At 70.5% G+C, this 24,112-nt stretch carries 20 protein-coding genes; 4 read left to right on the forward strand and 16 right to left on the reverse strand.

Going from position 1 to position 24,112, the window contains the following annotated elements:
* Positions 1-14 precede the first annotated feature (14 nt).
* Genes AC5RVG_RS01745 through AC5RVG_RS01755 form a run of 3 tightly spaced genes read right to left on the reverse strand, consistent with a single transcriptional unit; the run spans position 15 to position 3,030 of the window.
* Positions 15-956 carry a type II secretion system F family protein gene (locus AC5RVG_RS01745; RefSeq protein WP_494012489.1) on the reverse strand — a complete coding sequence of 314 codons (942 nt, stop codon included), beginning with the start codon at positions 954-956 and terminating at the stop codon, positions 15-17.
* Positions 953-1,807: a type II secretion system F family protein gene (locus AC5RVG_RS01750; RefSeq protein ID WP_494012490.1), complete on the reverse strand. Its 855-nt coding sequence runs from the start codon at positions 1,805-1,807 to the stop codon at positions 953-955. The genes AC5RVG_RS01745 and AC5RVG_RS01750 overlap by 4 nt, the downstream gene beginning before the upstream one ends.
* Complete coding sequence (locus AC5RVG_RS01755; RefSeq protein WP_494012491.1) at positions 1,804-3,030, reverse strand: TadA family conjugal transfer-associated ATPase; 1,227 nt, start codon at positions 3,028-3,030, stop codon at positions 1,804-1,806. The genes AC5RVG_RS01750 and AC5RVG_RS01755 overlap by 4 nt, the downstream gene beginning before the upstream one ends.
* 208 nt (positions 3,031-3,238) lie before the next feature.
* Here AC5RVG_RS01755 and AC5RVG_RS01760 point away from each other — a divergent pair, with 208 nt between their 5' ends.
* Positions 3,239-5,056 (forward strand): ABC transporter ATP-binding protein, encoded by a 1,818-nt coding sequence (locus AC5RVG_RS01760; RefSeq protein ID WP_494012492.1) that lies wholly within the window; start codon positions 3,239-3,241, stop codon positions 5,054-5,056.
* A 51-nt stretch (positions 5,057-5,107) separates the two neighbouring features.
* Here the strand turns inward: AC5RVG_RS01760 and AC5RVG_RS01765 are convergent, their stop codons facing one another.
* Genes AC5RVG_RS01765 through AC5RVG_RS01790 form a run of 6 tightly spaced genes read right to left on the reverse strand, consistent with a single transcriptional unit; the run spans position 5,108 to position 10,688 of the window.
* Complete coding sequence (locus tag AC5RVG_RS01765; protein WP_494012493.1) at positions 5,108-6,091, reverse strand: glycosyltransferase family protein; 984 nt, start codon at positions 6,089-6,091, stop codon at positions 5,108-5,110.
* A gap of 3 nt (positions 6,092-6,094) precedes the next feature.
* Positions 6,095-7,231 carry a glycosyltransferase gene (locus tag AC5RVG_RS01770; RefSeq protein WP_494012494.1) on the reverse strand — a complete coding sequence of 379 codons (1,137 nt, stop codon included), beginning with the start codon at positions 7,229-7,231 and terminating at the stop codon, positions 6,095-6,097.
* Complete coding sequence (locus AC5RVG_RS01775) at positions 7,224-8,450, reverse strand: glycosyltransferase (protein WP_494012495.1); 1,227 nt, start codon at positions 8,448-8,450, stop codon at positions 7,224-7,226. Before AC5RVG_RS01775 ends, AC5RVG_RS01770 begins: the two co-directional genes overlap by 8 nt.
* Entirely contained in the window at positions 8,447-8,830 is a 384-nt protein-coding gene (locus tag AC5RVG_RS01780) for a DUF2304 domain-containing protein (protein WP_493979108.1), read from the reverse strand. The genes AC5RVG_RS01775 and AC5RVG_RS01780 overlap by 4 nt, the downstream gene beginning before the upstream one ends.
* Positions 8,831-8,834: 4 nt before the next feature.
* Entirely contained in the window at positions 8,835-9,500 is a 666-nt protein-coding gene (locus AC5RVG_RS01785) for a glycosyltransferase family 2 protein (RefSeq protein WP_494012496.1), read from the reverse strand.
* A gap of 27 nt (positions 9,501-9,527) precedes the next feature.
* On the reverse strand, positions 9,528-10,688 hold the full coding sequence (locus tag AC5RVG_RS01790; RefSeq protein ID WP_494012497.1) for a glycosyltransferase: 1,161 nt from the start codon (positions 10,686-10,688) through the stop codon (positions 9,528-9,530).
* Positions 10,689-10,989: 301 nt separating this feature from the next.
* Between AC5RVG_RS01790 and AC5RVG_RS01795 the strand changes: the two genes are divergently transcribed.
* On the forward strand, positions 10,990-12,129 hold the full coding sequence (locus tag AC5RVG_RS01795) for a glycosyltransferase (RefSeq protein ID WP_494012498.1): 1,140 nt from the start codon (positions 10,990-10,992) through the stop codon (positions 12,127-12,129).
* 102 nt (positions 12,130-12,231) lie between these two features.
* Here the strand turns inward: AC5RVG_RS01795 and AC5RVG_RS01800 are convergent, their stop codons facing one another.
* The 5 genes from AC5RVG_RS01800 to AC5RVG_RS01820 all read right to left on the reverse strand — a co-directional run bounded on the left by AC5RVG_RS01800 (position 12,232) and on the right by AC5RVG_RS01820 (position 17,542).
* Positions 12,232-13,407 (reverse strand): glycosyltransferase, encoded by a 1,176-nt coding sequence (locus AC5RVG_RS01800; protein WP_494012499.1) that lies wholly within the window; start codon positions 13,405-13,407, stop codon positions 12,232-12,234.
* Positions 13,407-14,477, reverse strand: a complete 1,071-nt coding sequence (locus AC5RVG_RS01805) for a Gfo/Idh/MocA family protein (protein ID WP_494012994.1) — start codon at positions 14,475-14,477, stop codon at positions 13,407-13,409. Before AC5RVG_RS01805 ends, AC5RVG_RS01800 begins: the two co-directional genes overlap by 1 nt.
* Before the next feature lie 2 nt (positions 14,478-14,479).
* Positions 14,480-15,574, reverse strand: a complete 1,095-nt coding sequence (locus AC5RVG_RS01810) for a DegT/DnrJ/EryC1/StrS family aminotransferase (protein ID WP_494012500.1) — start codon at positions 15,572-15,574, stop codon at positions 14,480-14,482.
* Complete coding sequence (locus AC5RVG_RS01815; RefSeq protein WP_494000207.1) at positions 15,571-16,191, reverse strand: acyltransferase; 621 nt, start codon at positions 16,189-16,191, stop codon at positions 15,571-15,573. The genes AC5RVG_RS01810 and AC5RVG_RS01815 overlap by 4 nt, the downstream gene beginning before the upstream one ends.
* Positions 16,192-16,252: 61 nt before the next feature.
* The gene (locus AC5RVG_RS01820) at positions 16,253-17,542 is read right to left on the reverse strand and encodes a nucleotide sugar dehydrogenase (RefSeq protein ID WP_494012501.1); all 1,290 of its coding nucleotides are present in this window, start codon (positions 17,540-17,542) and stop codon (positions 16,253-16,255) included.
* Between the two features lie 154 nt (positions 17,543-17,696).
* On the opposite strand from AC5RVG_RS01820, the gene AC5RVG_RS01825 reads away from it, so the two are divergent.
* A complete protein-coding gene (locus AC5RVG_RS01825) occupies positions 17,697-21,647 on the forward strand; it encodes a type VII secretion EssC family protein (RefSeq protein WP_494012502.1) in 3,951 nt (1,316 codons plus the stop codon).
* Here AC5RVG_RS01825 and AC5RVG_RS01830 read toward each other — a convergent pair.
* Positions 21,619-22,035, reverse strand: a complete 417-nt coding sequence (locus AC5RVG_RS01830; RefSeq protein ID WP_494000210.1) for a hypothetical protein — start codon at positions 22,033-22,035, stop codon at positions 21,619-21,621. The genes AC5RVG_RS01825 and AC5RVG_RS01830 overlap by 29 nt on opposite strands.
* Positions 22,036-22,310: 275 nt before the next feature.
* Here AC5RVG_RS01830 and AC5RVG_RS01835 point away from each other — a divergent pair, with 275 nt between their 5' ends.
* Positions 22,311-22,559, forward strand: a complete 249-nt coding sequence (locus AC5RVG_RS01835; protein WP_086994524.1) for a WhiB family transcriptional regulator — start codon at positions 22,311-22,313, stop codon at positions 22,557-22,559.
* Between the two features lie 76 nt (positions 22,560-22,635).
* On the opposite strand, the gene AC5RVG_RS01840 is transcribed toward AC5RVG_RS01835, so the two are convergent.
* Complete coding sequence (locus AC5RVG_RS01840; protein WP_494012503.1) at positions 22,636-24,111, reverse strand: sensor histidine kinase; 1,476 nt, start codon at positions 24,109-24,111, stop codon at positions 22,636-22,638.
* Position 24,112 lies beyond the last annotated feature (1 nt).

The raw sequence follows: 24,112 nt of genomic DNA on the forward strand, positions 1-24,112 counted from the left end.
TCCATCGGCGGACTTCACCAGCCAAGATTGATCAGCGCCAGGCCCGGATACACCGCGAACAGCACGGTCAGCGGCAACACCCCGAAAACCAGCGGAACCATCATGCCGATCTCCTTCTTTCCGGCCGACTCCATTAGATTCCGCTTCGCCATGTCGCGGACGTCCTGGGCCTGCGCCCGCAGGACGTCCGCCAGCGGAGTTCCACGCTCGACGGCAACCGTGATCCCGTCGACGAACCGCACCAGCGCTGGCACGCGGGTGCGGTGTGAAAAGTCGTGCAACGCCGCCAGCATCGGCGTACCGGATCGCGTTTGTGCGAGCACCACTGCAAATTCACCGGCGAGTTCGCCCTGCGCGCTGCGGCAGATCCTCTCAAGTGCTCCCGTTGCGTTCTCTCCAGCGCTGACCGCAAGTGCCATCAACTCCGCCAGGCTGGGAAATTCCGCCAGCATCTTTTCCTCACGGCGTCGAATTTGGACGCTCAAAAGATAATCCCGCAGCATGAACCCGCCCACTGCCAGGCCCAAGGTGACAATCACAGCAAGCACCGGATCCAGCGAATCTCCTGCCGCCGAAGTGATCGTCCACGCAATACCGATGACAAGTCCCGCCGCCGCCCACAGCAATTGTTCGGCGCGAAAATCGACGGTTCCCTGTCTGCGTCCGGCCTGCAGCAACCGCTTGGACAACAAGGTGGAACCGAAATTGAACTTTCCAAGCCAGGTGACCGAGTCACGGAGCACCGGGCGAAAAATCCGTTCCAGGGGGCCAAACGGGGTGATGTTTCCCGATCCGCCGTCGAGCAGCCGCGACTTCATCTCGATCGACCTCAATTGAGGGGCGATCCGTTCCGCGAAGCGCCTGCGGCGGAAGAACGGCAACCGGACTACCGTCAGCCAGAGGCCCACGCCCAACGTGATGCCCAATAGCGCTGCCGTTGCAACTGTGTGATTCACCGGAGCACCCGCTCCTCTTCCGGGAGCAACCCAATGCGCAGCATCAGTCGATAGCACACGATCGACACCACGAGCCCGCCCATCAGGACGGCTGCCCCCACGGTCGTGTTGTAGGCAGCCACAGCTTCCGGCCGGGTAGCCAGCAGCATCAAGATGATCCAAGGGGCAGCAACGGCGAGCCGAGCGGCGTTGACAGTCCAGGATTGGCGGGCCTCCAGTTCGCTGCGGGTCCGAGCGCTGTCGCGGAGGAAATCCGCCAGCGTCCCGAGCAACCTGCCCAAGTCGGTACCGCCGACCTCACGAGTCAAGCGCAGGGCCTCCACGATGCGGTCGGCCACCGGATCGGACAGCCTTGTTTTGAGCCGCTCCAGCGCGTCGTCGAAATTCCCGCCCGCTCGGTAGTCGGAGGCAAATTCGCTGAAGGCCGGCCGCAGCTCCACCGGGCCTCGCGTTCCCAACTGCACCAGCGCCTCGGGCAGCGAGAGTCCTGCCCGGATGGCCGACCGGAGGTGGTCGACCGCGTCCGGCCAGATTTCGCGCAAGACGGCGGCGCGGCGGCGCGCCCTCCAACTCACCAGGGCGAACGGGAGCCATCCCCCGAACAAACCGAAGCAGGCTGCAATGGGACCGGATGCTGCGAGTGCAAACACCATCAGGAAAGTTGCAGCTGCCATGGCCCCGCAGCTCGCTATCAGCGCGCTCGGCGACACCCTCTCGATGCCTGCCTGGCTGATCATCCGCTGGAGCCGCCCCGGCCGCTTCAGCCGCACCTGCGGGGGCGGTTTTTCCCAGCAGGACCACCAAATTAAAAAGAGTCCCACGCCGCCAAGGAGCCCGGCCGCCGTCGTCATGGCACCGGTTCCAACAGCTGCATGACTTCATATCCCGCGCGCGCGAACTTCTCCTCCGCGGGGCTGGCAGAAGGACTTACCTCAAGTTGGCCGCCCTGGCTGCTGAACAGGGTGGACGTTTCGATAATCCCGTTCTCCACCCGTCGGCCCAGCGAAACGATTTCCGCGACCTGTCTCCTGCCGTCTGGCCGGCGGACACAGTGGACCACGAGGTCGATGCACGATGCCACAGTAGGAACCACGAAGGCGGACGAGATGTTCTGCCCAGCCAGCAGCGGCAGGGTGCAAATCTTGGTGATGGCGTCGTGGGCGCTGTTGGCATGGACGGTACACATCCCAGGTAACCCGCTGTTAAGTGCCACGAGCATGTCAAGGCTTTCGGCTTCCCGGACCTCACCGACGATCAGCCGGTCGGGCCTCATGCGCAGTGCCTCCTTGACCAGCCGCCGCAGCGGTATGGCGCCCTCCCCTTCAAGATTCGGTTGCCGGCACTGCAGCCCCACGACGTCGCGCAGGGGCAGTTGCAGTTCAAAGATCTCCTCCACTGTGACCACTCGCTCCCGGCTGCCGATAGCGGCAGCCAGGCAGTTGAGCATGGTGGTCTTGCCCGCCTGCGTTGCTCCTGACACGAGGATGTTCAGTCCGCTGCTGACCGCCGCTCCCAGGAACCGGGATGCTTCCGGCGTCAGCGAGCCCAGTTCGACCAGATGTTCCAACCGCGAAGCACGGGCGATGAACTTCCTGATGTTGACCGCCCAATGCCGGCGGGTGATGTCCGGAATGACAACATGCAGCCTCGATCCGTCCGGAAGAGCCGCATCTACGAAGGGCGATGACAAGTCCAGGCGGCGGCCGGACGACTTCAACATCCGCTCCACCAGGTCCGCCACCTGCTGCTGGGTGAGCGAGACGGACGTCAGTTCGGATTCGCCGCCTCGGGCTACATAGACCTCGGACGGAGAGTTGATCCAGATTTCTTCGATCGAGCGGTCGTCCAGCAGCGGTTGCAACGGACCGAATCCGGCCACGGCGTCAAAAACGTGCTTGCGCGCGGCATCCAAGGGTCCGAGCGGCGGAAGAGATCCCAGCAAGGACCGTTCGTCATAGTCGGTCACCGCTGCTTCCACCAGCCGCCGGACCTCTGGACCTTGGCGGACAGGGTCCAGGCCGCGTTGGCGGATCAGCTCTCGGACCTCCCCCTCGACGATCCGGAGTCCCTCCATCCCTTCTCCCCCCTCAGAGTTCGGGCGCAACCCCCCCGCCGCGCGAAGCTGAGACTTGAGGCAGGGTGTCCACCGACCCTAGCGGCCGGTCTTCGCACCGGCCAGCCCCCGCATCCCGATTGTGGAAAAACCGACCCATCTTCGATCCGTCGCTGGCCAGTAGTCGTCACGGGTGATAAGGGCGCGATGGAATAGGCTGAGGGGCAGTATGAAAAGCATCCTCGACGTTCTTGTGCCACTGCTGCGTACCCTGCCCGAGGGCAGCCGGCGTTTCCTGACCGGCTACGGCGCGGCGTCGGCCGCACTGGCCCTGCTGGACGTCGTCGCCCTGGGGCTGATCGCCGCGCTCCTGCCGGCCCTCGTGGGCAGCTCCGACGCGGAGCTGCCCATCGTAGGCAACGTCGCCGAAAACGGGCTGGCCCTGCCGCTGCTGGCGTTCATCTGCCTGCTGATCGTGCTGAAGGGAGTGCTGGCCGTCCTGCTGCTGCGCTTCGCCACCAAGCGCTTTGCCCGGCACGAGGTGGCCATCGGCGACCGCCTCTTCGCCGCCTACCTGGCCTCCCCGTGGGAGAAGCGGCTCGGCCGCAACTCGGCCGAGATCGTCCGCTCCGTGGACGTGGGCGTGGGGATCACCGTCTCGGGTGTCCTGATGCCGGCGATGAGCCTGTTCGGCGAGCTGGGCACCCTGGTGGCGGTCGTCGTCGTGCTGTTCGTGGCCCAGCCGCTGATCGCGGTGGTGACGATGATCTATCTGGGCCTGGTGGCGCTGCTGCTGGCCAAGGTGATCTCCCCGCGTGCCGTGGCCATCGGCCGGGAAAACCGGGAATGGTCCAACCGCACCGCCAAGACCCTGTACGAGGCGCTGGGCGCGCTCAAGGAAATCACCCTGGCCGGCCGCGGGCCCGAGGTGCAGGAACAGGTGCACGGCACCCGCACCAAGTCCTCGATAGCGCGCGCCGGCGCCATCCAGATTTCGCAGATCCCGCGCTACGTGCTGGAGACCGCCCTGGTCCTGGGCTTCGCGCTGCTGGGCGGCGTGGGCTACCTGACCGGCGGACCGGCCGGGGCGGTCAGCGCCGTCGGCCTGTTCGCCGTCGCGGGGTTCCGCCTGATCCCCTCGCTGACCCGCATGCAGGCCGTGCAGTCCTCCGTGAATACCAGCGCGTCCTTCGCCCGGCAGATCGTCGAGGACATCCACGAGGGCGAGGCGGAAATGTCCCGGCTGCGCGACGAGCGCCCGCAGCACGAGCTGCCGGACAACGCCGCCGACATCGAGCTGCAGGACGTCGCTTTCAGCTACCCGGACACCGCGGCGCCGGCCCTGCACGACGTGAACATCCGGATTCCGGCCGGCAGCCACGTGGCCTTCGTCGGTGCGTCCGGCGCCGGCAAGTCGACAATGGTGGACCTGCTCTTGGGCCTGCTCGAACCGAGCCGCGGGCGCATCCTGGTGGGCGGCGAACCGATGGAGTTCGTGCTGGATTCCTGGCGGCGGCGCATCGGCTACGTCCCCCAGGAGGTCTCGCTCTTTGATGCCTCCATCGCGCAGAACGTCGCCCTGGCGTGGGACCAGGCCCGCGTGGACCGTGAGCGCGTGACCACTGCGCTGCGGCGCGCGCAGCTGCTGGACACGGTGCTGGGGCGCGACGCCGGCCTGGACGCTCTGGTCGGTGAGCGCGGCATGGCGCTCTCCGGCGGGCAGCGGCAGCGGCTCGGCATCGCCCGCGCCCTCTATGACAACCCCCGGGTGCTCGTCATGGACGAGGCCACCTCGGCACTCGACACCGCCACCGAGGCGGCCGTGACGACGGCGATACGGCAGCTGCACGGTGACGTCACCGTCATCACCGTGGCGCACCGCCTGGCGACGATCCGCGACGCCGACATCGTGTTCTTCATGCGCGGCGGAACGGTGGCCGCTGCCGGAACCTTCGACGAGGTGGTGGCCACCGTGCCGGACTTCGCCGAACAGGCTGCCCTCGCCGGCCTCGGGAAGACCGGGAAGCCGGTGGAAGAACACCGCTGAGCCCGCGTCCGTAGCAGGCCGCTCCCGGCAAGCGGGCGGGAACCGGCCGCCTTATCCGGCCGCCGCCTCGGCGTAGAGTCCTGCCAGCCGGTGCACCAGGCGTGCCGGGTCGTGGTGTTCCCCGAGCCAGGCGCGGCCGCCCAGGGCCGCGGAGGTGCGGGACGGGTTCTCCAGCGCCGCCGCGGCCGCAGCCGCGAGCGCCTCGGCCGACTCCCCCTGCAGCACGGGAGCCGAGCGGTAGTACCCCTCCCCCGGCTGCACCACCACGGGAACCCCGATGCCGATGGCCTGCAGTTCGCTCATCGCCAGGATGCCGGCACTCTGGCCGATCACCACGTGTGCCGAGGCGAGCCAGCGCAGGTACGCGGACTTGGGCATCTTCGGCACCATCACGACGCCTAGCTCCGCGGCACGGGCTGCGCCGCCGCCCCACTCCAGCCCCTGCAGCTCCACCTCGCTGCCGACGGCAGCCTGCAGGGCACGCACCAGCTCCAGCTGACGCCGGCCGCCCTTGGAGTCATCCCAACGGGAGGCGAAGACGATCCGCGGCCGCTCGGCGGGCCGCCACTCGGGCAGTTCCTCCAAATCCACCGGGTTCGGCAGGTACACGGCGTCGGGGCGGGCCGTTTCCGCGTGTTCGCGCAGGTCGGGGGTGGAGTACAGCACCTTCACGGCGTGGTCGGCGCCCCACTGCAGCGCGGGCCGGCGGACGGGATCGTAGTACTGAGTGCGGATGTCCGTGCCGTGGAAATGCAGCACGAAGGGCTTGACCGGCCGCGACCGCACCACGCCGATCCGCGACCCCGAGTGGACGTGCAGCAGGTCCGACCGCAGGATGGCGGCGGCCCGCCGCGCCTGCCAGGCGGCTCCGGCGGCGAGCTTTCCGGCCCGGCCGGCGGCCGACGACGGCGCGCCTTCGGGCGGGATGACGTTGAAGTGCCGCCACGGGCGCCCCGCCCGCCGGCCGTACCTGACCAGGGTGGCCCCGACGTCGGCGGCGTCATAGATGTGCAGGACGCGTGGTTGTGCCGCCACCGCTCAGGCCTCCTGCCGGGCGAACAGTCGGTCCACGGCCTGCTCCCAGCCTTTGATCTGGTGCTCGGAGGACAGCTCGCGGGCGGCTGCGTGCGCATTGGCCTTCCACCCGTCCACCAGCTGCGGCGTCAGGGTCTTGAGCACCTCCACCAGGGCCGCGGGCGTGAAGTCGGCGGTGACCGCGCCCAGGCCGTGCCGGCGCAGCAGCGTCTCCATGGCGGGTGAGGGCCCGATGATCAGTCCGGTGCGGGCCTGGACGGCCTCAAAGAACTTGTTCGGCAGGGCATGGGCCAGGTTGAAGTTGGTGGGCGGGATGATGGAGATGGCGACGTCGTATTCGGCCACGGTGTCCACCAGTTGGTTATACGGGACCGGCTCGCGGAATCGCACCCGCGGCAATTCCTCGCCGAGGGCCTTGAGCTCGGCCACGTAGGCCGGCTCGTTGGGCATCACGATCAGGTCCAGCTCCAGATGCTCCGGCGCTCCGCGCATGGCCTCCATGATGTCTTCAATCTTGCGGTAGCGCTGTCCGGCGGAGCTGTAAATCATCCGGATCTTGGCGCCGGTGGGCCGCGGCTGCCGGTCCGCGTAGGGGGCGGCGTTGGTCACCACGGAGGCGGCGACGCCGAAGTCCTTGGTGTACTGCTCGGCGATGCCCTCCGCCACCGTGGTCACCGAGCGCACGGCCGGCAGGTAGGTGCGGCAGAGCCAGCGCACGTAGGGAGCGACCAGCGCCCGCCAGGCCGGTTTGTTGAAGTGCTCTTTCGGCGCGAACTCGTGCAGGTCGGCGTGGACGCCGTGGTCGGGTCGCAGGCTCAGCGCCAGCGGGACGGTGTTGGTGTCATTGGCCAGGACCGCGTCGAAGCGCTGGCCTCCCAGCAGCTTCCGGGCCTGCGCGACGGCGGCGATGTTCCAATAGACGTCCACGTAGCGGCGCAGGGCGAGCCGCCGGGGATCGCGCGGCCAGCTGGCCAGCGCGGTGTCCAGCTCGAAGTGCCCGGCGACGCCGTCCGGCGCGGGGCCGTAGCCGCAGGTGAAGACCCGGTACTTGTCCTTGAACAGGGTGATCTGCTTGAGCACCCGCGGGTCGCTGCGCAGCGGCGAGAGCGAGAGGACCAGCAGGGATCGGGCATCAGTCACGGGGCTGCCTAACGTCGGGGCTGGCGGGTTCCGGGGCGGCGGAGGAACCGCTGGCCCCGGCAGGGCGTCCCGCCGCGGCGGCCGGGCTTGCCTGCAGCCGGGCATCGCGGATCCGGCAGGCGGCGGTGAACGCGAGCGAGTTCAGGTTGGTCCGCAGCGGGGCTTCGCGCCGGGCGTTGTCCGGCCAGCGCCGGGTGAAGGTGCGCCGCAGCGCGCCGGCGGCCTCCCGCCGTCGTATCTCCGAGGCAAGGTCCGCGCCGGAGGCCGCTTCGCGCAGGGCCAGCAGCAGCCGTTCGTCCGGGGCGCCCAGCAGGCGCGGCGCCCCGGGCGCGGCGTTGGTCAGGGAGCGGACGACGGCGGACATCGCCTCCCGGTCCTCGGCTCCCCAGGCGTAACCCGCACCGCGGCGCAGCGCCGCGCTGACGACGTGGCCGCGCAGCAGCTTCACCGCGATGGCCTCGCGCCGGGCACCGGGCAGCGACTGGAACCAGTCCCCGGACACCAGCGACTCGACGTCCTGGAACTGGGCGCGCAGCGGCAGCACGGCGGCGGTGACGCGTTCGTCCGCGTCCTGTCCCACCAGGTACGCCGGGGCGTGGGCCGGGTAGGCGATCCTTTCGCCGGAGAACCACAGGCGCAGGCCGAATTCCAGGTCCTCCCCGGTGCGCAGCCCTTCGGTCAGCCGCAGGCCCAACCGGCCGACCGCCTCGCGCCGAATCAGTCCCAGCGGGGCCGTCCGGTAGGCCAGGCGGTCGCGCAGCGGATCCACCAGCGGGCCCCGGAACACGCGGGCGCGGGGCGTGAGGATGCGTGCGCCGCCGCGGTAGCGGAGGGGTGCGACGACGGCGACCGCGCCGGTGGCGTGCGCGGCGTCCAGCCAGGCGGACACCGAGCCGGGCTCCAGCGTGTCGTCGGATCCCATGACGCCGACAAATTCTGCCCGGGCCTGGCCCAGCCCGTGGTTGAACGGCCCGGCCGGGGACGGTATCCCGTCGGCCAGTTCCAGCACCCGGACGGTCTCCGGCAGGCCGGCCATCTGCCCGCGCACGGGATTCGGGTCCATGTTGTGGCACACCACCGTGGCGCCGACGCGGCCGGGCGCTGCGGCCAGGACCGAGTCCACGGCGCGGCGGACGGGCCGGTCGGCGGTATGGACGGCGATCACGATCTCGGCTTCCGGACCGCTGTCGTGGAGGCCAAGGTTCTCCGGCACGCTCATGTCCCGCTTCCCGGGGGTGCCGCGTCGCTCGGTCCGGCCACGTCATCCGGCTTGGGCACCTCGTCCAGGGCGATGCGCCGGGCCAGCTTGGTGATCCGCTCCTCGAGTTGCCGGGTGCGCTGGAATGAGCTCGCCATGTAGATCAGGAAGCACACGATCAGCCCGTACAGCACCAGGTCGGTGCCGCGGCCGATGCCCAGCGCATTCGCCACGGCGGTCAGAATGCCCGGGAAGAAGACGGACAGCGCGGCAAGGACCGCGAAGAGCATCAGCAGGATGCGGCGCACGGCCTGGTGCCGAGCGTTCTGGCCCCCGCGCATCAGCGCCAGCGCGCCGAGGGCGACGGCCAGGACCAGGACGATTTGGACGACTATGAGCATGGGTTCACCGGAAGAAGAGGTCAGCGAGGATGTTGATGCCGTTGAGCAGGGACTGCCCCTTGGACTTGGAATATTCCGTGTAGACGATGTGTACCGGTTGTTCCACCACCCGGGCATCGAGGGCGGCGAACTGGTGGACCAGTTCGGAGGCGTGCGCCATCCGGTTTTGGGTCAGGTGGATTCGCCGGGCCACGTCGGCGGAGATGGCACGAAGCCCGTTGTGGGCATCGGTCAGGCGGTAGCCGGTGGAAATTCGGGACTGGATGGCCGCAGTACGCAGCACCAGGCGCTTGAGCGCCGAGACCTCGCCCCGCCCGTTGAGGAAGCGGGAACCGAGCACCACGTCCGCTTCGCCGGCCCTGATCCGCGCCAGCATCGCCGCGGCGTCTTGGACCCGATGCTGGCCGTCCGCATCGAAGGTGATGACCGCGTCCAGCTGCGGATCCTGCACGGCATATTCGATTCCGGTCTGCAGGGCGGCGCCTTGGCCCAGATTCACCGGGTGGGCAACGACGACGGCGCCGGCCTTGCGGGCCAGGGCGGCGGAATCGTCGGTGCTGCCATCGTCCACGCAGACCACGTGGGGAAAGGTTTCGAGCAGCTCCTGAATGACCGAGCCGACGACGGTGGCCTCGTTGTACATCGGCACGACGACCCAGCAGCGACTCACCCGCCTAGTATTCCACACAGGGAATGGTCACGGCTGTTCCGGCGGCGGCGGGCCCTGCCGTCCGGCGGCCGGCGGCTGGGCTGCCACGTCGCGATAGTGGCCGTCCAGCTCCCGCACGCTGCCCGCCAGGCTCCGCTGATCCACCACGAACTTGCGCGCGTCGCGGCGCATGGCCAGGTACTCCGCGCTGCCCAGCTGCAGCAATTGCTGCAACCCGTCCTGCAGCTGGTTGTACTCGGCTTCCGGTGCCAGCAGGCCGGTGACGCCGTCGTCCATCATTTCGGGAATGCCCCCGCTGCGGTACGCCAGCACGGGAGTTCCGCAAGCCTGGGCTTCCAGCAGCACCAGTCCGGCGGCCTCCCGGGCGCCGCCGGCTTCCTGGCTGGGGGCCACCAGGACATGTGCCCGCTGCAGCCAGGAGCGGATCGCGCTCCTGTCCTGGCGGCCCAGGTAGTCGATGTGCGGATGGCTGGCGGCCTGCTCGGCGACGGTGTCCCGCAAGGGCCCGTCCCCGATCACCACCAGCCGGTGCCGGGCCTTGCGCCAGACGGCCAGGGAGGCGTCCAACAGATCCCGGATGCCCTTTTGCGTGTTCAACCGGCCGACGAAGAGCACCACCGGCACTTCATCGGCCTCGTAGCGGACCGGCTCGAAATAGTCGGTATCGACGCCCTGGTAATGCACCCGGATTTTCGCGATGTCCAGGTCCAGCTCCGCGGCACGGCCGGCCATGTAGTTGCTGACCACCAGGATGCGGGTGCTGTGCGCCGCCGCGGCCAGGACGTTCCGGTGGTGCCACCGGGCCATCACCGTGTCCGCGGGATTCCCCAGCGAGACCATGTCGGAGCCGTGCATGGTGGTGATGAGCGGCGTCCCGGACACCATTGAGGCCTTGACGGCGGGCGTCGACCAGGTGGCGAAGTGCTGATGGATGATGTCCGGTTCAAACCGGCCCACTGCCACGGTCATGGCCGGCATGAAAGCGGGCATCATGAGCTCGCGGCGCCGGAAGCCCAGCCGCGGCACCGGAACGAAGTCCGTCACCGGGATCGTGACGGACGAATCCTCGATCTCGGCCACCAGCGTGAAGACACGGAAGTCGTGCCTGTCCTTCAACCGCTCGGCGTGCGCCGTGGCGAAGTACGTTGGCGGAATCCGCAACGTGCTCTTGGTGATCGCGATCTTCACGGGGCTCCCGGATCTTGGTGGGCTGCAGCCGGCTCGGTGCGGCTTATCGCCATCCTAGCCCGGCGTCCTGAACGCCACCCGGGGCTCCGGGCCCCGCCCGGGCCCCTGCCGCGGCCCGGGGTCCGCAGGGCTGCCATGCGCCCGGCTGCCCTGGGCCGGAGGCCTGCAGCCCAGGCCCGCATCCTCCCGTCGCGCCGCGGTCCGGCGCGCCCGGTGCACCGTTGCGCCGCGGCGGACCGATTCCCGGACGGTAATCTTTCAGTGTCCGGCATTCGCCCGGCGTCAGCGACAAGGAGCAGTGGTGGCCCAGCAGATCCTGTGTATCTCGTTCTCGGATATCCAGGCCGATTCCCGGGTGCTGCGGCAAGTCAAGCTGTTGGCCGAAGCCGGTGAGGTCACCACGCTCAGCTATGGCAAGCGGCCCCCCGGAGCCACCCACCACCTCGAAATCGACGCGTCGCTGCCCTCGCTGCCGCAGACGCCGCTGGGTGTGCTGCTGTTGGCGCTGCGCCTGTATTCTGCGGTGGAGCTGGCTGCCCCCGCCATCAAGCAGGCCCGCGAGCTGGTGGCGGGACGCCGCTTCGACCTGGTCGTGGCGAATGAGGCGCGCGCCCTGCCCCTGGCCCACGCCGTGGCGCAGGGGGCACCGGTGTGGGGAGACATGCACGAGTGGGCGCCGGAGGAACGCTCCCATGTACTTCCCTGGCGGCTGCTGGTCGCACCGTATATGCACAGGCTCTGCGCCAAGTACCTGCCGATCAGCGCCGCGGTCACCGCCGTTAACGGATCGATCGCCCGGATGTACGCGGATCAGTTCGGCTGCACGGTGGAGGTGGTCCGCAACGCGGGGCCGTTCCGATATCTGGACCCGTCGGCCCCCGTGCCGGGGAAGATCCGGCTGGTCCACAGCGGCGCCGCGGTACCCGGCCGCAACCTGGAAGGCACCATTAACGCCGTCAAGCTGCTCGATGACCGCTTCACGCTGGATCTGTACTTGGTCAAGGCGCGCGACGGCGGGCGATACTGGCAGCAGCTCAAGGACCTGGCCGACGGCGACGACCGCATCACCTTCCACGACGCGGTGCCGCCGGAAGAGCTGCCCGCCACGCTCAATGCCTACGACGTCGGGGTCTTTTCCCTTCCGCCGCAGACGATGAACCACCGGTTCATGTTGCCGAACAAGTTCTTCGATTTCGTCCAGGCGCGCCTGGCGCTGGTATTCAGCCCGTCCCCGGAGACCGCGGCCCTGATGAAGGCCTACGACCTGGGCGTGGTGACCGAGGACTTCAGCACCGAGTCGCTGGCCCGGGCGCTGGCGTCGCTGACCACCGAACAGGTGGACAAGTACAAGGCCAACGCGCACGGAGCCGCCGCGGCGCTCAGCTCGGCCGAGGACGAAGCCGTCACCAGGGGCATCCTCGCGGCCCTGCTGACGCCCTGATCGACGCCGTCGCCGAAGGAATCCTTTCGGCACTGCGGACCCCGACCGCGCCACCACCGGAGGCATCCTCTCGGCCCTGCCGACGCCCTGCCGGAGCCGGCGTCAGCGCGGCCGGAAGCCTTTCGCGGCACCCGCGACGGCCTCGGCGGCGCGGGCCCCCACGCTGCGCAGCGAGTAGTTCCGCTCGACCCAGTCGGACAGCCGGCGGCGCTCGGCGTCGTCCGGGGTCCGTTCCAGCGCCGCGGCCAGGGCTTCGGCCACCTGGCCGGCGTCCCAGTCCACGCTCTGGCCCAGCCCGTGGTCGGCCACCAGCTGCCGCAGCGGGCCGACGCCGGCGTAGACCACGGGCGTGCCGCAGCTCAGCGAGACGAAGGCCTTGGTGGCGAAGGCGAAGTCATAGCCGCGGGCCGGCCGCACGGAAGCCAGCCCCGCGGTAGCGGAGCGCAGCGCGCCGGCGATCGTGCCGCCGTCGGCCGTTCCCATAAAGCGGATGCGCTCCCCCGCCGGTGCCGCCCGCCGGCGCAGCTCCTCCAGCTCCACGCCGCCGCCGTACATCAGCAGCCGCGCGTGAGGGTACCGGTCCATGATCTTGAGGAACCCGTCCACGAACACGCCGGCGCCTTGGATTTCGGACATGGTTCCGGCGTAGACGAAGGTGGGGCCGGGGTGCTCATCCCGGGGCCCGTGCAGGCTGAAGGTGCCCGTGTCGATGCCGGTGCCTACCTCGGCCACCCTGGCGCGTCCGGAGGTCAGCCGCGCCAGCGCCTGGGTCACGCCGGTCGAAATGCTCAGGACGCCGGCTGCGCCGGTCACCACCCAGCGTTCCACTGCCCGCAGCACCTTGACCACCTGCGGGTGCACTCCGATTCCGGCCGCCGCATCGGAGCTGACGTCGGCGGAAAAGTACACGTAGGGACGCCGCCGGAGCCCGGCCGCGGCCCGGACCACCACGCCGGTGGTCGGCGGCGGCTCAACGAGCAGCACGTCGAAGGGTTTCTGCGCCAGCAGGCGGAAGAACAGCGGGATGTCAAAGCTGGCGTACTGCAGATAGCCCCGCACGGCGCCGCTGCCGTCCCGCAGCACGGGCCAGCGGAGGATCCGGGCGCCGTCGCCGCTGGTCCCCGTCGCGGCAGGGAGTCCCTTCGGGGGCCGGGTGGTGAGCACGGTGACCTGGTGGCCGGCCTCGGTCAGGGCCCGCACGGTGGCGGCCAGCCGGTAGGCGGCGGCCCCGGCCTCCGGTGCGTAGATCCGGGTGGCCAGCACGATCCGCAGGCCCATCAGGCGTGCAGCCCGATGGTGCGGGATTCCTTCGCGCTGGCGATCATGGCTTCGGCCACGCGCAGCGTGTTCAGCCCTTCCCGCATGGTGACGATGCTGGCCGCCGGGCGGCCGGGGCGGGCATCGCCGTCGTGCCGGGCAGCCGGGGAACCGGGCGGCAGTCCGCGGGTGGCAAGCACGGCGTCGCGGAAGGCCTCGTGTTCGACCTTCAGCGGTTCCCGCTTGGGAATGGCCAGGCGGGTGATGTTGCCTTCGGAGACGCCGCGGAAGTTGGCCACGGACTCCCACTCGGTGTTGATGGTGCCGTTTTCGTGGAAGGTTAGGTCCGCGGTCAGTGTGTCGGCCACGAAGGCGCCGCGTTCGCCGGTGACCACGGTGACGCGTTCCTTCGTCGGCGATAGCCAGTTCACCAGATGACTCGTGATCACGCCGTTGTCCAGCAGGCCGGTGGCGGCCACCATGTCCTCGTGCTCGCGGCCGGTGCGGATGGTGGTGTTGGCGCTGACGGATGCGTAGCCCGCCTGAGCCAGCCATGCGGTCAGGTCGATGTCGTGCGTGCCCAGGTCTTTGATCACGCCGACGTCCGCGATGCGCGCCGGGAAGGGTCCCTGCCGGCGGGTGGCGATCTGGAAGATCCGGCCGAGTTCGCCGGCTTCCAGCCGTGCGCGCAGCGACTGCAGCGCCGGGTTGTAGCGTTCGATATGGCCGACGGCGCCGACCAGCCCGCGGGATTCGAACGCGTCCGCCAGCTTCTCGCCGCCCGCGACCGTGTCCGCGATCGGCTTTTCCACCATGGTGTGGATGCCGGCCTCGGCCAGGGCCATTCCGACTTCCACGTGCAGGCCGGTGGGCACCGCGCACATGGCGATGTCGATCCCGGCCCCGATCAGCTCCTCGACGCCGCCGAAGACGGGCAGGCCGGGCGCCGCGCCGTGCGGGTCGCCGTACGCGTCGGCCACGGCCACCAGTTCCACGCCCTCGGTTTCGCGGAGCACCCGGGCGTGGTGGCGGCCCATCATGCCCAGGCCGATCAGCCCGGCGCGCAGCACGTTCTTGCCGTTCCCCGCCATGCTCACGCCCCTGCCTTCGCGAGGGCGTTGACCGCCGTGGCGATCCGGTCCAGGTCCTCGGCGTCGAGGGAGGGATGCACCGGCAGCGAGAGCACCTCAGCGGCCGCGGCTTCGGTCGCCGGCAGGTCCGCGGCAACGTTGAAGGAGGGCAGCCGGTGGTTCGGGATCGGGTAGTAGACCCCGGACCCGATGTTGCATTCGTCCTTCAGCGCCGCGGCGAACCGGTCGCGCTCCCCCGCGCCGATCCGCACGGTGTACTGGTGGTACACGTGGACCGCCCCGGCTGCCACCTTCGGCGTGCCCACACCGTCCAGGTTCGCGTCCAGGAACGCGGCGTTGGCCCGGCGCCGTTCGGTCCAGCCGAGGACCTTGCCCAGCTGCACGCGGCCGATCGCGGCGTGCAGGTTGGTCATCCGGGCGTTGAAGCCGACCAGTTCGTTTTCGTATTGGCGTTCCATGCCCTGGTTGCGCAGCAGCTGCAGCCGGCGCGCCACGTCGTCGCTGCCGGTGGACACCATGCCGCCCTCGCCGGAGGTCATGTTCTTGGTCGGGTACAGGCTGAACATCGCGAACTCGCCGAACGTGCCCACCGGCCGGCCGCCCAGCGACGCCCCGTGGGCCTGCGCGGCGTCCTCGAAGAGCAGCAGCGACTTTTCCGCGGCGAGCCTGCCCAGCCCGTCCATGTCGGCCGGGTGGCCGTACAGGTGCACCGGCATGACGGCCTTGGTCCGCGGCGTAATGGCGGCGGCGACCGCGTCCGGGTCCAGGCAGTAGTGCTCCGGCTCGATGTCGGCGAACACCGGAGTGGCGCCGGTCAGGGCCACCGAGTTCGCGGTGGCCGCGAACGTGAAGGACGGGACGATGACCTCGTCACCCGGGCCGATGCCGGCGGCCAGCAGGCCCAGGTGCAGGCCCGAGGTCCCGGAATTGACCGCCACCGCGTGCCGGCCGTCCAGCAGCACCTGCGAGAACTCCCGCTCGAAGGCGGCGACCTCCGACCCCTGGGCGAGCATCCCGGAGGCCAGCACGGCGTCCACCGCGGCCCGTTCCTCGTCTCCGATGATCGGCTTGGCCGCCGGTATGAAGTCCTTGCTCACAGCTGCTCTCCTCCGGTTTCGTCCGAAACTTCGTGCAACATGCCCTCGTCCTCCCGGTACCGGGCGCCGGTCGCCGGGCACACCCAGCCCGACGGGTCCGCCGGGTCCTGGACCAGCCGCTGTCCGGCCCGGCCCACCCAGCCGATCCGCCTGGCCGGAACACCGGCCACGAGGGCGAAGTCGGGCACGTCGCGGGTGACCACGGAGCCTGCCGCCACGGTGGCCCAGGCGCCGATGGTCACCGGGGCCACGCAGACCGCCCGCGCGCCGATCGACGCGCCGTCGCGGATGTCCACGCCCACCGGCGTCCAGTCGTCGGCGCTCTTCAGCGACCCGTCCGGGGCGACCGCCCGCGGGTAGGTGTCGTTGGTCAGCACGACCGCCGGGCCGATGAACACGCCGCGGCCCAGCCGCGCCGGCTCGTACACCAGCGCATAGTTCTGGATCTTGCAGTTGTCCCCGGCCTGCACCCCGGTGCCGATGTAGGCGCCCCGGCCCACAATGCAGTTCTCTCCCAGCACGGCGCCCTCGCGGACCTGCGCCAGGTGCCAGATCTTCGTGCCCTCGCCCAGCCGGGCGGCGTCGGCGACGTCCGCCGAATCGGCAATGAACGCCATGGGTTCCCTCTTTCCGCTCACGACCGCTGCTCCACCATCCATTGCCTCTACGCTCCGGCCCTCACGCCTTGCCGATCACCCGGTACGCCACGCCCGGCCACCGTTCGGCCGAGCTGACCCGCCGGCCGTCGACGAACACCTTCACGCCGGGAAGGTCATCCGGTCCCAGCTGCGCATATTCGGCGTGGTCGGCCTGCACCACCGCGGCGTCGGCCGGCTCGCCCAGCCGGTAGGGCGTGAAGCCCAAGGCGGCGAGCTCGGCGTCGCTGAACATCGGATCATGCACGACGGCGGTGCCGCCCCGCGCGTTGATCGCCTCCACCGCGCCGAACGCCCCGGAGAACGCCGTCTCCTTCACGCCGCCGCGGTAGGCAGCGCCCAGGACGGCCACGCGCGCGCCGGCCAGGTCGCCGTACGCGCCCTCCAGCAAACCGATCGTGTAGTCCGGCATGCCCGCGTTCGCGGCCCGGGCCGCAGCCACCACCGTGGCCGACGGATCGTTCCAGAGGTACAGCCGCGGGTAGACCGGGATGCAGTGCCCGCCCACGGCGATGCCGGGCTGGTGGATATGGCTGTAGGGCTGCGAGTTGGACGCCTCGATCACCTGGTAGATGTCGATCCCGGCGGTCGCGGCATAGCGGGCGAACTGGTTCGCCAACCCGATGTTCACGTCCCGGTAGGTGGTCTCGGCGAGCTTGGCGAGCTCGGAGGCCTCCGCCGAGCCCAGGTCCCAGACGCCGTTGCCGCGCGGCAGGTCCGGGCGGTCGTCGAAGTCCAGCACCGCCTCGTAAAACGCCTGCGCCGCCGCGGCACCGGCCCCGGAGAGCCCGCCGATGAGCTTGGGATACTTCCGCAGGTCCTCGAACACCCGGCCGGTCAGCACCCGCTCCGGGGAAAAGACCACATGGAAGTCCTCGCCCTCGACCAGGCCGGAGCCGGCCTCGAGCATCGGCTTCCACCGGGTCCGGGTGGTGCCCACCGGCAGCGTGGTCTCGTAGGAGACCAGCGTGCCCGGCGTCAGGTGCCGGGCCAGCTCCTGCGTGGCGGCATCCATCCAGCCGAAGTCGGGCTTGGCCTCCGCGTCCACGAACAGGGGCACCACCAGCACCACGGCGTCCGCTCCCGGCACCGCGTCCGCATAGTCAGTGGTCGCCCGCAGCCTGCCCGCCGGCACCAGCTCGGCCAGCCTGTCTTGGAGCCCCGCCTCCCCCGGGAACGGCTCGCTGCCCGCGTTGACCAGATCGACCACGGCGGGGTTGACGTCCACGCCGACGACCTCGTGCCCCTTTGAGGCGAACTGGGCGGCCAGCGGCAACCCGATCTTTCCCAGAGCAATGACAGCGATCTTCAAGAGCAAAGGCCTTTTCTCGTTGTGTCGGTGTGTTGGCCCTTCGGCCCAGAGTCAAGGGTATCGCTTGTTCGCGTCAGCCTCCGGTACCGCAGGTTATCCACATACCGGGCGAAGCATGGGAAAGTGGGACTCCCTTCTGCCTAGGTTCCTTGTCATGGTCCTTCATCTGACGCTGGTGGCGGCCCCCGGCCTTCCGGCCACCGAAGCGGCCTGGGTCGCGGCGCATGCCGATGCCGTCGCGGGGCTGGAATCGGGAAGCAGCGCCGCGCCGTTGGCTGCCTGGCTGGGCGGGCGCCTGCCCGGGGCGGCCTTCACGGTGGCCGGACGGAGGCTGTCCTCCCTCGCCGCCGGCGTGTCCCCGCTGGTCGATGGCGCCGTCGTCGTCTGCGCCCCGGAGGCGGTAGTGGTGCCGCGCCGGGAAGCCCCCGCTCTGCCGCCGCTGCTGCTGGCCGTCACCGCCGGGCCCGACGCCGGCCGGTTGTTCGCCCTCGGGCGCGGCAGCTTCAGCGTCGGCCGGCATGCCTGCGCGCTGACCATCGCGGACCCGGCGCTGTCGCGGCTGCATGCCACCGTGGACGTCACCGACCGCCAGGTGATGCTGCGCGACGCCGGGTCGTCCAACGGCATCGTCTGGCGGGGCAGGCGCACCCGGCAGGTCGTGCTGCAGGCGGGCCGCAGCGTGCGGATCGGTGCCACCCGGCTGCAACTGGTCGTGGGCAGCGAACCGGACGAACCGTTCCGGCCGGACACGGACCTGGCCGATCCGGTGCCCGTGGCTGAAAAGCCTCCGGAGCAACGGGCCAAAACGGCGTTGCTGCTGGCCGGGCTTCCGTTGCTCGCCGGGCTCGCGCTGGCCCTGCTGACGGGCCTGTGGTTCTTCCTGGTCTTCAGCGCCATGTCCCTGCTGGCCGCCGCCGTGCCCTACGCCGCCGGGCGCCGGCAGCGCCGCCGCTACCGGGCCGCGGTGCACGCGGCGGCGGTAGCCGATGCCCGGCGGCGGCACCTCGCCGCCCCGGATGCCGCTGATCTGGCCGTGTCCCTGCTGCGGGCCGGGACGGGGGCCCGGCGTCCTGCCGGGGACCCCGGCCCTCCGGACCGCCCGGCGCACGTGTGGCTGCGGCTGGGGACGGCCGGCCTGCCGGCACACATCGGTTCGGCGTCGGCGCCGGTGGTCCCGACGCCCCCGCCCAGGGATGTTCCGCTGTGCGTGGACCTGCTCGCCGGGCCCCCGCTGCGGATCCAGGGAACACCTTTCGGGCTGGACGGTCTGCTGCGTTCGGCCCTGCTGCAGCTGGCCGCACGGGCGGCGGGAACCGCCCTGCGCGTTGTCTGCTACGCGCTGCCGGAGCCCGTTCGCGCGTCGGCGCGGTTCCTGCCCGGCGTGGAGCTGGCGGACCGGCCCGGACAACTGGCGGAGCGGCTCGCCACCGGCGGCGGCACCCTCGTGCTCCTGGTCGCCGGACGCAGCGGCGAGGCGGCCCGGGTCCTGGCCGATGCCGGACGGCCGGCCGCGCAGCTCTGGTTCGGCGGTCCGGCCGACGCCGGGACCCGGATCATCGTTGCCGGACAGGCCTCCCGCCTGAGCGCAGACGGCGGAGACGTCGTGTTCTCGGCGGATCTGGTGCAGGCCCCCACGTTGGACCGCCTTGCCCGGCTGGCCGCCGCGGCCATGCCCTCCGAGACGCTGCCGGCCACCGGTTCGGTGCCGCCGCGCTGCCGCCTGCAGTCGATGCTGCCGCGGGAGCCGCTGGCCGAACGCTGGTCCCGCGGGGACCGCCATCCCGGCCTCACCGCCCTGCCGGGCGCCGGCGCCGCCGGACCGCTGGCGCTCGACCTGGCCGTCCACGGGCCGCACCTGCTGGTCGCCGGCACCACCGGCTCCGGCAAGTCCGAACTGCTGCGGAGCCTTGTCCTCTCGCTGGCCCTGACCAGGTCCCCGAACACGGTGAATTTCCTGCTGATCGACTTCAAGGGCGGTTCCGGGCTCGGCCCGCTCGCCCGGCTGCCGCACTGCGCCGGCCTGCTCACGGACCTGACGCTGGAGGCAGTCGGCCGATCGCTGGCCTGGCTGCAGGCGGAGGTACGCCGCCGCGAAGCCCTGCTGGCCGCCCGCGGTATCGGGGACATCGCGGCCTGCCCGCCCGGCACGCTGCCGCGGCTCGTCGTCGTCGTCGACGAATTCCGGATGCTGGGCGAGGACGCGCCGCAGGCGCTTCCCGAGCTGATGCGCGTGGCCACCGTGGGCCGTGCCTTGGGCATCCACCTGGTGCTGGCCACGCAACGGCCGCAGGGTGCCGTCTCCTCGGACATCCGCGCGAATATCACCACCATGATCGTGCTGCGGACGCAGAACACGGCCGAGTCCCGCGACCTGCTGGATTCGCCCGTGGCCGCCGACATTCCGGTGACCGCGAGGGGCAGGGCCTACCTGCGCGTCGGCCCGCAGGATGCGGTGCCCTTCCAGTCCGCCTGCAGCACCCTGCCGGCCGCCGGACACTTCCCGCTCTTCCGGACCGTGGACGAATGGCTGGCGGCAGAACCACCGGCAGCGGCAGCGCCGGAGGGCACCGCAGTGGTGGAGCGGTTGGTGGCCGAGGCTGCGGCAGGGTCCCGTGACCTCGGCCTGCCGGAGGCCCGGCGGTTGCCGCCGGCCCTGCCGCTGAGCCTGGCCGCCGCCGACCTCGCGGGGCCCGGGCCGTCCGCTCCCGCCCGCTCTCCCGGCGGCGACGACGGCGGCGGGAGCCCGGTCCCCGCCGCCGCGCCCAAGGACGGGGGCAGCATCCCGATCGGCCTGCTGGACATGCCGTTCCGGCAACGACAGGTGCCGCTGCGCTGGCAACCGGAGCACGACGGACACCTGGCGGTTCTCGGGGTAGGGGGCGGAGGACACCGGGAGTTTTTGCGGGTCCTCGCGGCGCAACTCCTGGGCGGACCGGTGGAACGCCACTGCTACGTGCTGGACGGTGACGGTTCGCTGGGCTTCGCCGCGGACGCGGGCCGGACCGGCGCCTACGTCGGCCCCCAGGACACCGAACGGGCGGCAAGGGTGCTGCGGCGCCTGGCCAACGAGGTTTCCGCCCGGCTCGGCAGCCTGGCCTCGGCCGGGGGTCCGCCCGATCCGGCAGCCGTCGTTCCGCTGGCCCTGCTGGTCAGCGGGTGGGGCCGCTGGCTCGGTGGCTTCCGGGCCGGCCGGCTCGGCTGGGCAGAAGACTGCCTGCAGGATCTGGCCCGCGACGGCCAGGCCACGGGGGTCGTCCTGGTCGTGTCCGGCGACCGTGAACTGTCGGGCAGCCGCTTCCTGCCGCTCATGGGCAACCGGCTCTACCTGCCGACCGGGGCCGGTCCCGAAACGTTGCTGGGCTGGCCCCGGCTTCCGCCCATGGACGCCGTGCCCGGCAGGGCATTAGTGCAGGGACGGATCGGTAGCGACGGCGGGGTCTGCCAGCTGGCCACCGATTCGGCCGGCTGCCCGCCGCCGGCCGCGGCCCGCGCCCGTCCCGTCCGGGTCGAAGCGCTGCCGCTGACCGTTCCCGCGGCCACGCTGCCCCGCGCGGCCCGCGGGCTTCCGGTGATCGGCGTCGAGGGCGACGAGCTGGGGCCCTCCACGCTGCCGCTGGCCGCCGGCGAGGTGTACCTGGTGCTGGGGCCCGAGGGCAGCGGGAAGACCAACCTGATGGTCGTGCTGCAGCGGGCGCTGGAGGGCCTGAGGCCCTGTTGCGCACCCCCGCACGGCAGAGACGCCGACGACTTCTGGGCCGGCCGCGCGGCCGTCGGGCGCGGAACCGTCCTGCTGGTCGACGACGCGGAGGACCTGGGCGTGCGTGCCCACGCTGCCATCGCGGCCATGATCGCCGCCGGTGCATCGGCCGTGGTGGCCGCGCGCCCCGGGCCGTTGCTGCCGCAGCAGGTTCCGCTGGTCCTGCAGGCCAGGGCACGCGGGCGCGGCATGGTCCTGGCGCCGCGGGCGGGCGCGGATGCGGACTTCTTCGGTGTGCGGCTCGACGACGGGTGGAGACCGCCGGGACGCGGCTACCGGATCGAGGCCGGCCGGGCCGTCCCGCTGCAGGTGGCGTTGGCTACAGGGCGCGGGGTGCGGCGCCCTTGACCAGGAAATCCGTCACGGGCTTGGTCAGCAGCAGGACGAAGGAGGCTGCGGCCGCCACCAACAGGACCGGGCCCAGCAGCAGCTGGCCGCCTTGGATCATGGAGATGGCCACGACGACCACGAAGATCTGCCACACCAGGGCAGCAGCGCGGGTCCAGCGGTACCCGCGGAACAGGTAATGCCCGACGACGAGCAGCCAGAGGCCGAAGACCAACATCAGGACCAGCAGGAAGACGCTGCTGGTCAGCGATATCGGGGTCTGGGTGGCCAGCCCGTACGCGAACAGGGCCGCTCCGCCCAAGAGCACCAGTGCTTCCAGCACCACTGCCGCCGCTACGATTTTGATGGCGATCGGACGGGCGGCAGGGAAGGATGAGGGTGCAGGCATTGACACACTCGCACCCTACCTTAGATAGTCGGAATAACGGCTCCAGATCGCCGGGCACCGGCTCCCGCTTGGAGCCGAACCATATCACCCTGTGACGAATGACTCAGGTATTACGGCCGGTTAAGTCCGCACGACCTCTTGTTTACGCGGATTTAACATGAAACGCTTGATGGCGAAGCGCAGAGGGGGCCGGTCGGGCTCCCTTTTCTATGAGTCTGTTCGTGAATGTTTTCACAAAAACCACCGGACACCATTTAAAGGAGTATGTGATCAGCATGGATTGGCGTAGCCGCGCGGCATGCCTGGACAAGGACCCGGAACTGTTTTTCCCCGTGGGGAACACCGGGCCGGCACTCCTGCAGATCGAAGAGGCCAAGAGCGTCTGCCGGCGCTGCCCGGTGATTGATACCTGCCTGCAGTGGGCCATCGAATCCGGCCAGGACGCCGGCGTGTGGGGAGGCATGAGCGAGGACGAGCGCCGGGCGCTGAAGCGCCGTGCCGCCCGGGCCCGCCGGGCCTCCTGACCCGGTACCCCCAGTGTGGCGAGAGGCCGCTGCCGGATTCGGCAGCGGCCTCTCGCGTCGGCTGATCCGCCCGCGCTCAGCGGGCCCCTTTGGTGTTGAGCACCAGGTCAATCCGCACACACGTTCCCCCGCCGTCGCGCGGGGTCCATTCGATCCGGCCGCCTAATTCGCTGGTGACGAGGGTGCGGACAATCTGCAGGCCCAGGCCCTCCCGCCGCGGTTCCTCGGGCAGGCCCACGCCGTCGTCCTCGACCGAGACGGTCAGCAATTCGTCTTCGCCCCGCCGGCTCCGCCGGGCAGTCAACCGGACGGTGCCGTGCCGCCCGGCCAGCCCGTGCTCGACGGCGTTCGTGACCAGTTCATTGATCACCAGGGCCAGCGGGGTGGCGAACTCGCTGGGCAGTTCCCCGAACTCGCCGCTGCGCTCCGTGCGGACGGCCTGCGTGGGCGAGGCTACTTCCGCCGAGAGCCGGAACTGACGCCCGATCAGTTCGTCGAAGTCCACGTTCTGCGCCAAGCCCTGGGACAGCGTTTCGTGGACCAGCGCGATCGAGGCGACGCGGCGCATGGCCTGTTCCAGCCCCTGCTTTGCTTCGTCGCTGACCATCCGGCGCGACTGCATGCGCAGCAGCGCCGCGACCGTCTGGAGGTTGTTCTTCACGCGGTGGTGGATCTCCCGGATGGTGGCGTCCTTCGACACCAGCTCCATCTCCCGCCGGCGCAGCTCGGAGACGTCCCGGCACAGCACCAGGGCGCCGAAACGCTCCTGTTCGTTCCTCAGCGGTATGGCCCGGAGCGAGAGCGAGACGCCGCGGGATTCAATCTCCGTGCGCCAGGGCATCCGGCCGGTGACCACCAGCGGCAGGGTTTCGTCGACCATCCGCCGGTCCTTGAGCAGCGCCGTCGTCACCTCGGCCAGTGAGCGGCCCTCCAGGGACTCGACGTCGCCGAGGCGCCGGAATGCAGAAACCCCGTTGGGGCTGGCGTATTCCACCACCCCGTCGGCGTCCAGCCTGATCAGGCCGTCGCCGACCCGGGGCGCGCCGCGGCGCGACCCGGTCGGCGAGGCGAAGTCCGGCCACAGTCCCAGCGTTCCCATCTTCAGGAGGTCGTAGGCGCACTGCCGGTAGGTCAGCTCCAGCCGCGACGGCATTCTGGAGCTGGACAGGTCCATGTGCGACGTCACGACGGCGAGCGTCCGGCCGTTGCGGACCATGGGCACCGCCTCGACCCGCATGGCCATCTCGGTGGTCCAGTCCGCCTCCGACGACCGTTCGATCGCCTGCCACCGGCGTGCCTGGTCCACCAGCGGCTTGAGGTCCGCACGAATCCGCTCCCCCACGAAGTCCCGGTGGAACACCGTGTGGGTGGTTGACGGGCGCACATGCGCCAGCGCCACGTAGCTCCCGTCCGGCGTCGGGAACCACAGGACCAGGTCGGCGAACGCCAGGTCGGCGATCAGCTGCCAGTCGCCCACCAGCAGGTGGAGCCACTCCGCGTCACCCGGACGAAAGTCCGCGTAGTCGCGGATGGGATCGGTGAAGATCGCCAAG

This window comes from Arthrobacter senegalensis, assembly GCF_059091765.1.

Excerpts from the sequence above, each read along its gene's own strand:
- AC5RVG_RS01750 (WP_494012490.1), bottom strand. The coding sequence starts at position 1,807 with ATGACGACGGCGGCCGGGCTCCTTGGCGGCGTGGGACTCTTTTTAATT.
- AC5RVG_RS01755 (WP_494012491.1), bottom strand. The coding sequence starts at position 3,030 with ATGGAGGGACTCCGGATCGTCGAGGGGGAGGTCCGAGAGCTGATCCGC.
- AC5RVG_RS01760 (WP_494012492.1), top strand. The coding sequence starts at position 3,239 with ATGAAAAGCATCCTCGACGTTCTTGTGCCACTGCTGCGTACCCTGCCC.
- AC5RVG_RS01775 (WP_494012495.1), bottom strand. The coding sequence starts at position 8,450 with ATGAGCGTGCCGGAGAACCTTGGCCTCCACGACAGCGGTCCGGAAGCC.
- AC5RVG_RS01780 (WP_493979108.1), bottom strand. The coding sequence starts at position 8,830 with ATGCTCATAGTCGTCCAAATCGTCCTGGTCCTGGCCGTCGCCCTCGGC.
- AC5RVG_RS01800 (WP_494012499.1), bottom strand. The coding sequence starts at position 13,407 with ATGGGCCTGCGGATCGTGCTGGCCACCCGGATCTACGCACCGGAGGCC.
- AC5RVG_RS01805 (WP_494012994.1), bottom strand. The coding sequence starts at position 14,477 with ATGGCGGGGAACGGCAAGAACGTGCTGCGCGCCGGGCTGATCGGCCTG.
- AC5RVG_RS01815 (WP_494000207.1), bottom strand. The coding sequence starts at position 16,191 with ATGGCGTTCATTGCCGATTCGGCGGACGTCGCCGACGCCGCCCGGCTG.
- AC5RVG_RS01825 (WP_494012502.1), top strand. The coding sequence starts at position 17,697 with ATGGTCCTTCATCTGACGCTGGTGGCGGCCCCCGGCCTTCCGGCCACC.
- AC5RVG_RS01830 (WP_494000210.1), bottom strand. The coding sequence starts at position 22,035 with ATGCCTGCACCCTCATCCTTCCCTGCCGCCCGTCCGATCGCCATCAAA.
- AC5RVG_RS01835 (WP_086994524.1), top strand. The coding sequence starts at position 22,311 with ATGGATTGGCGTAGCCGCGCGGCATGCCTGGACAAGGACCCGGAACTG.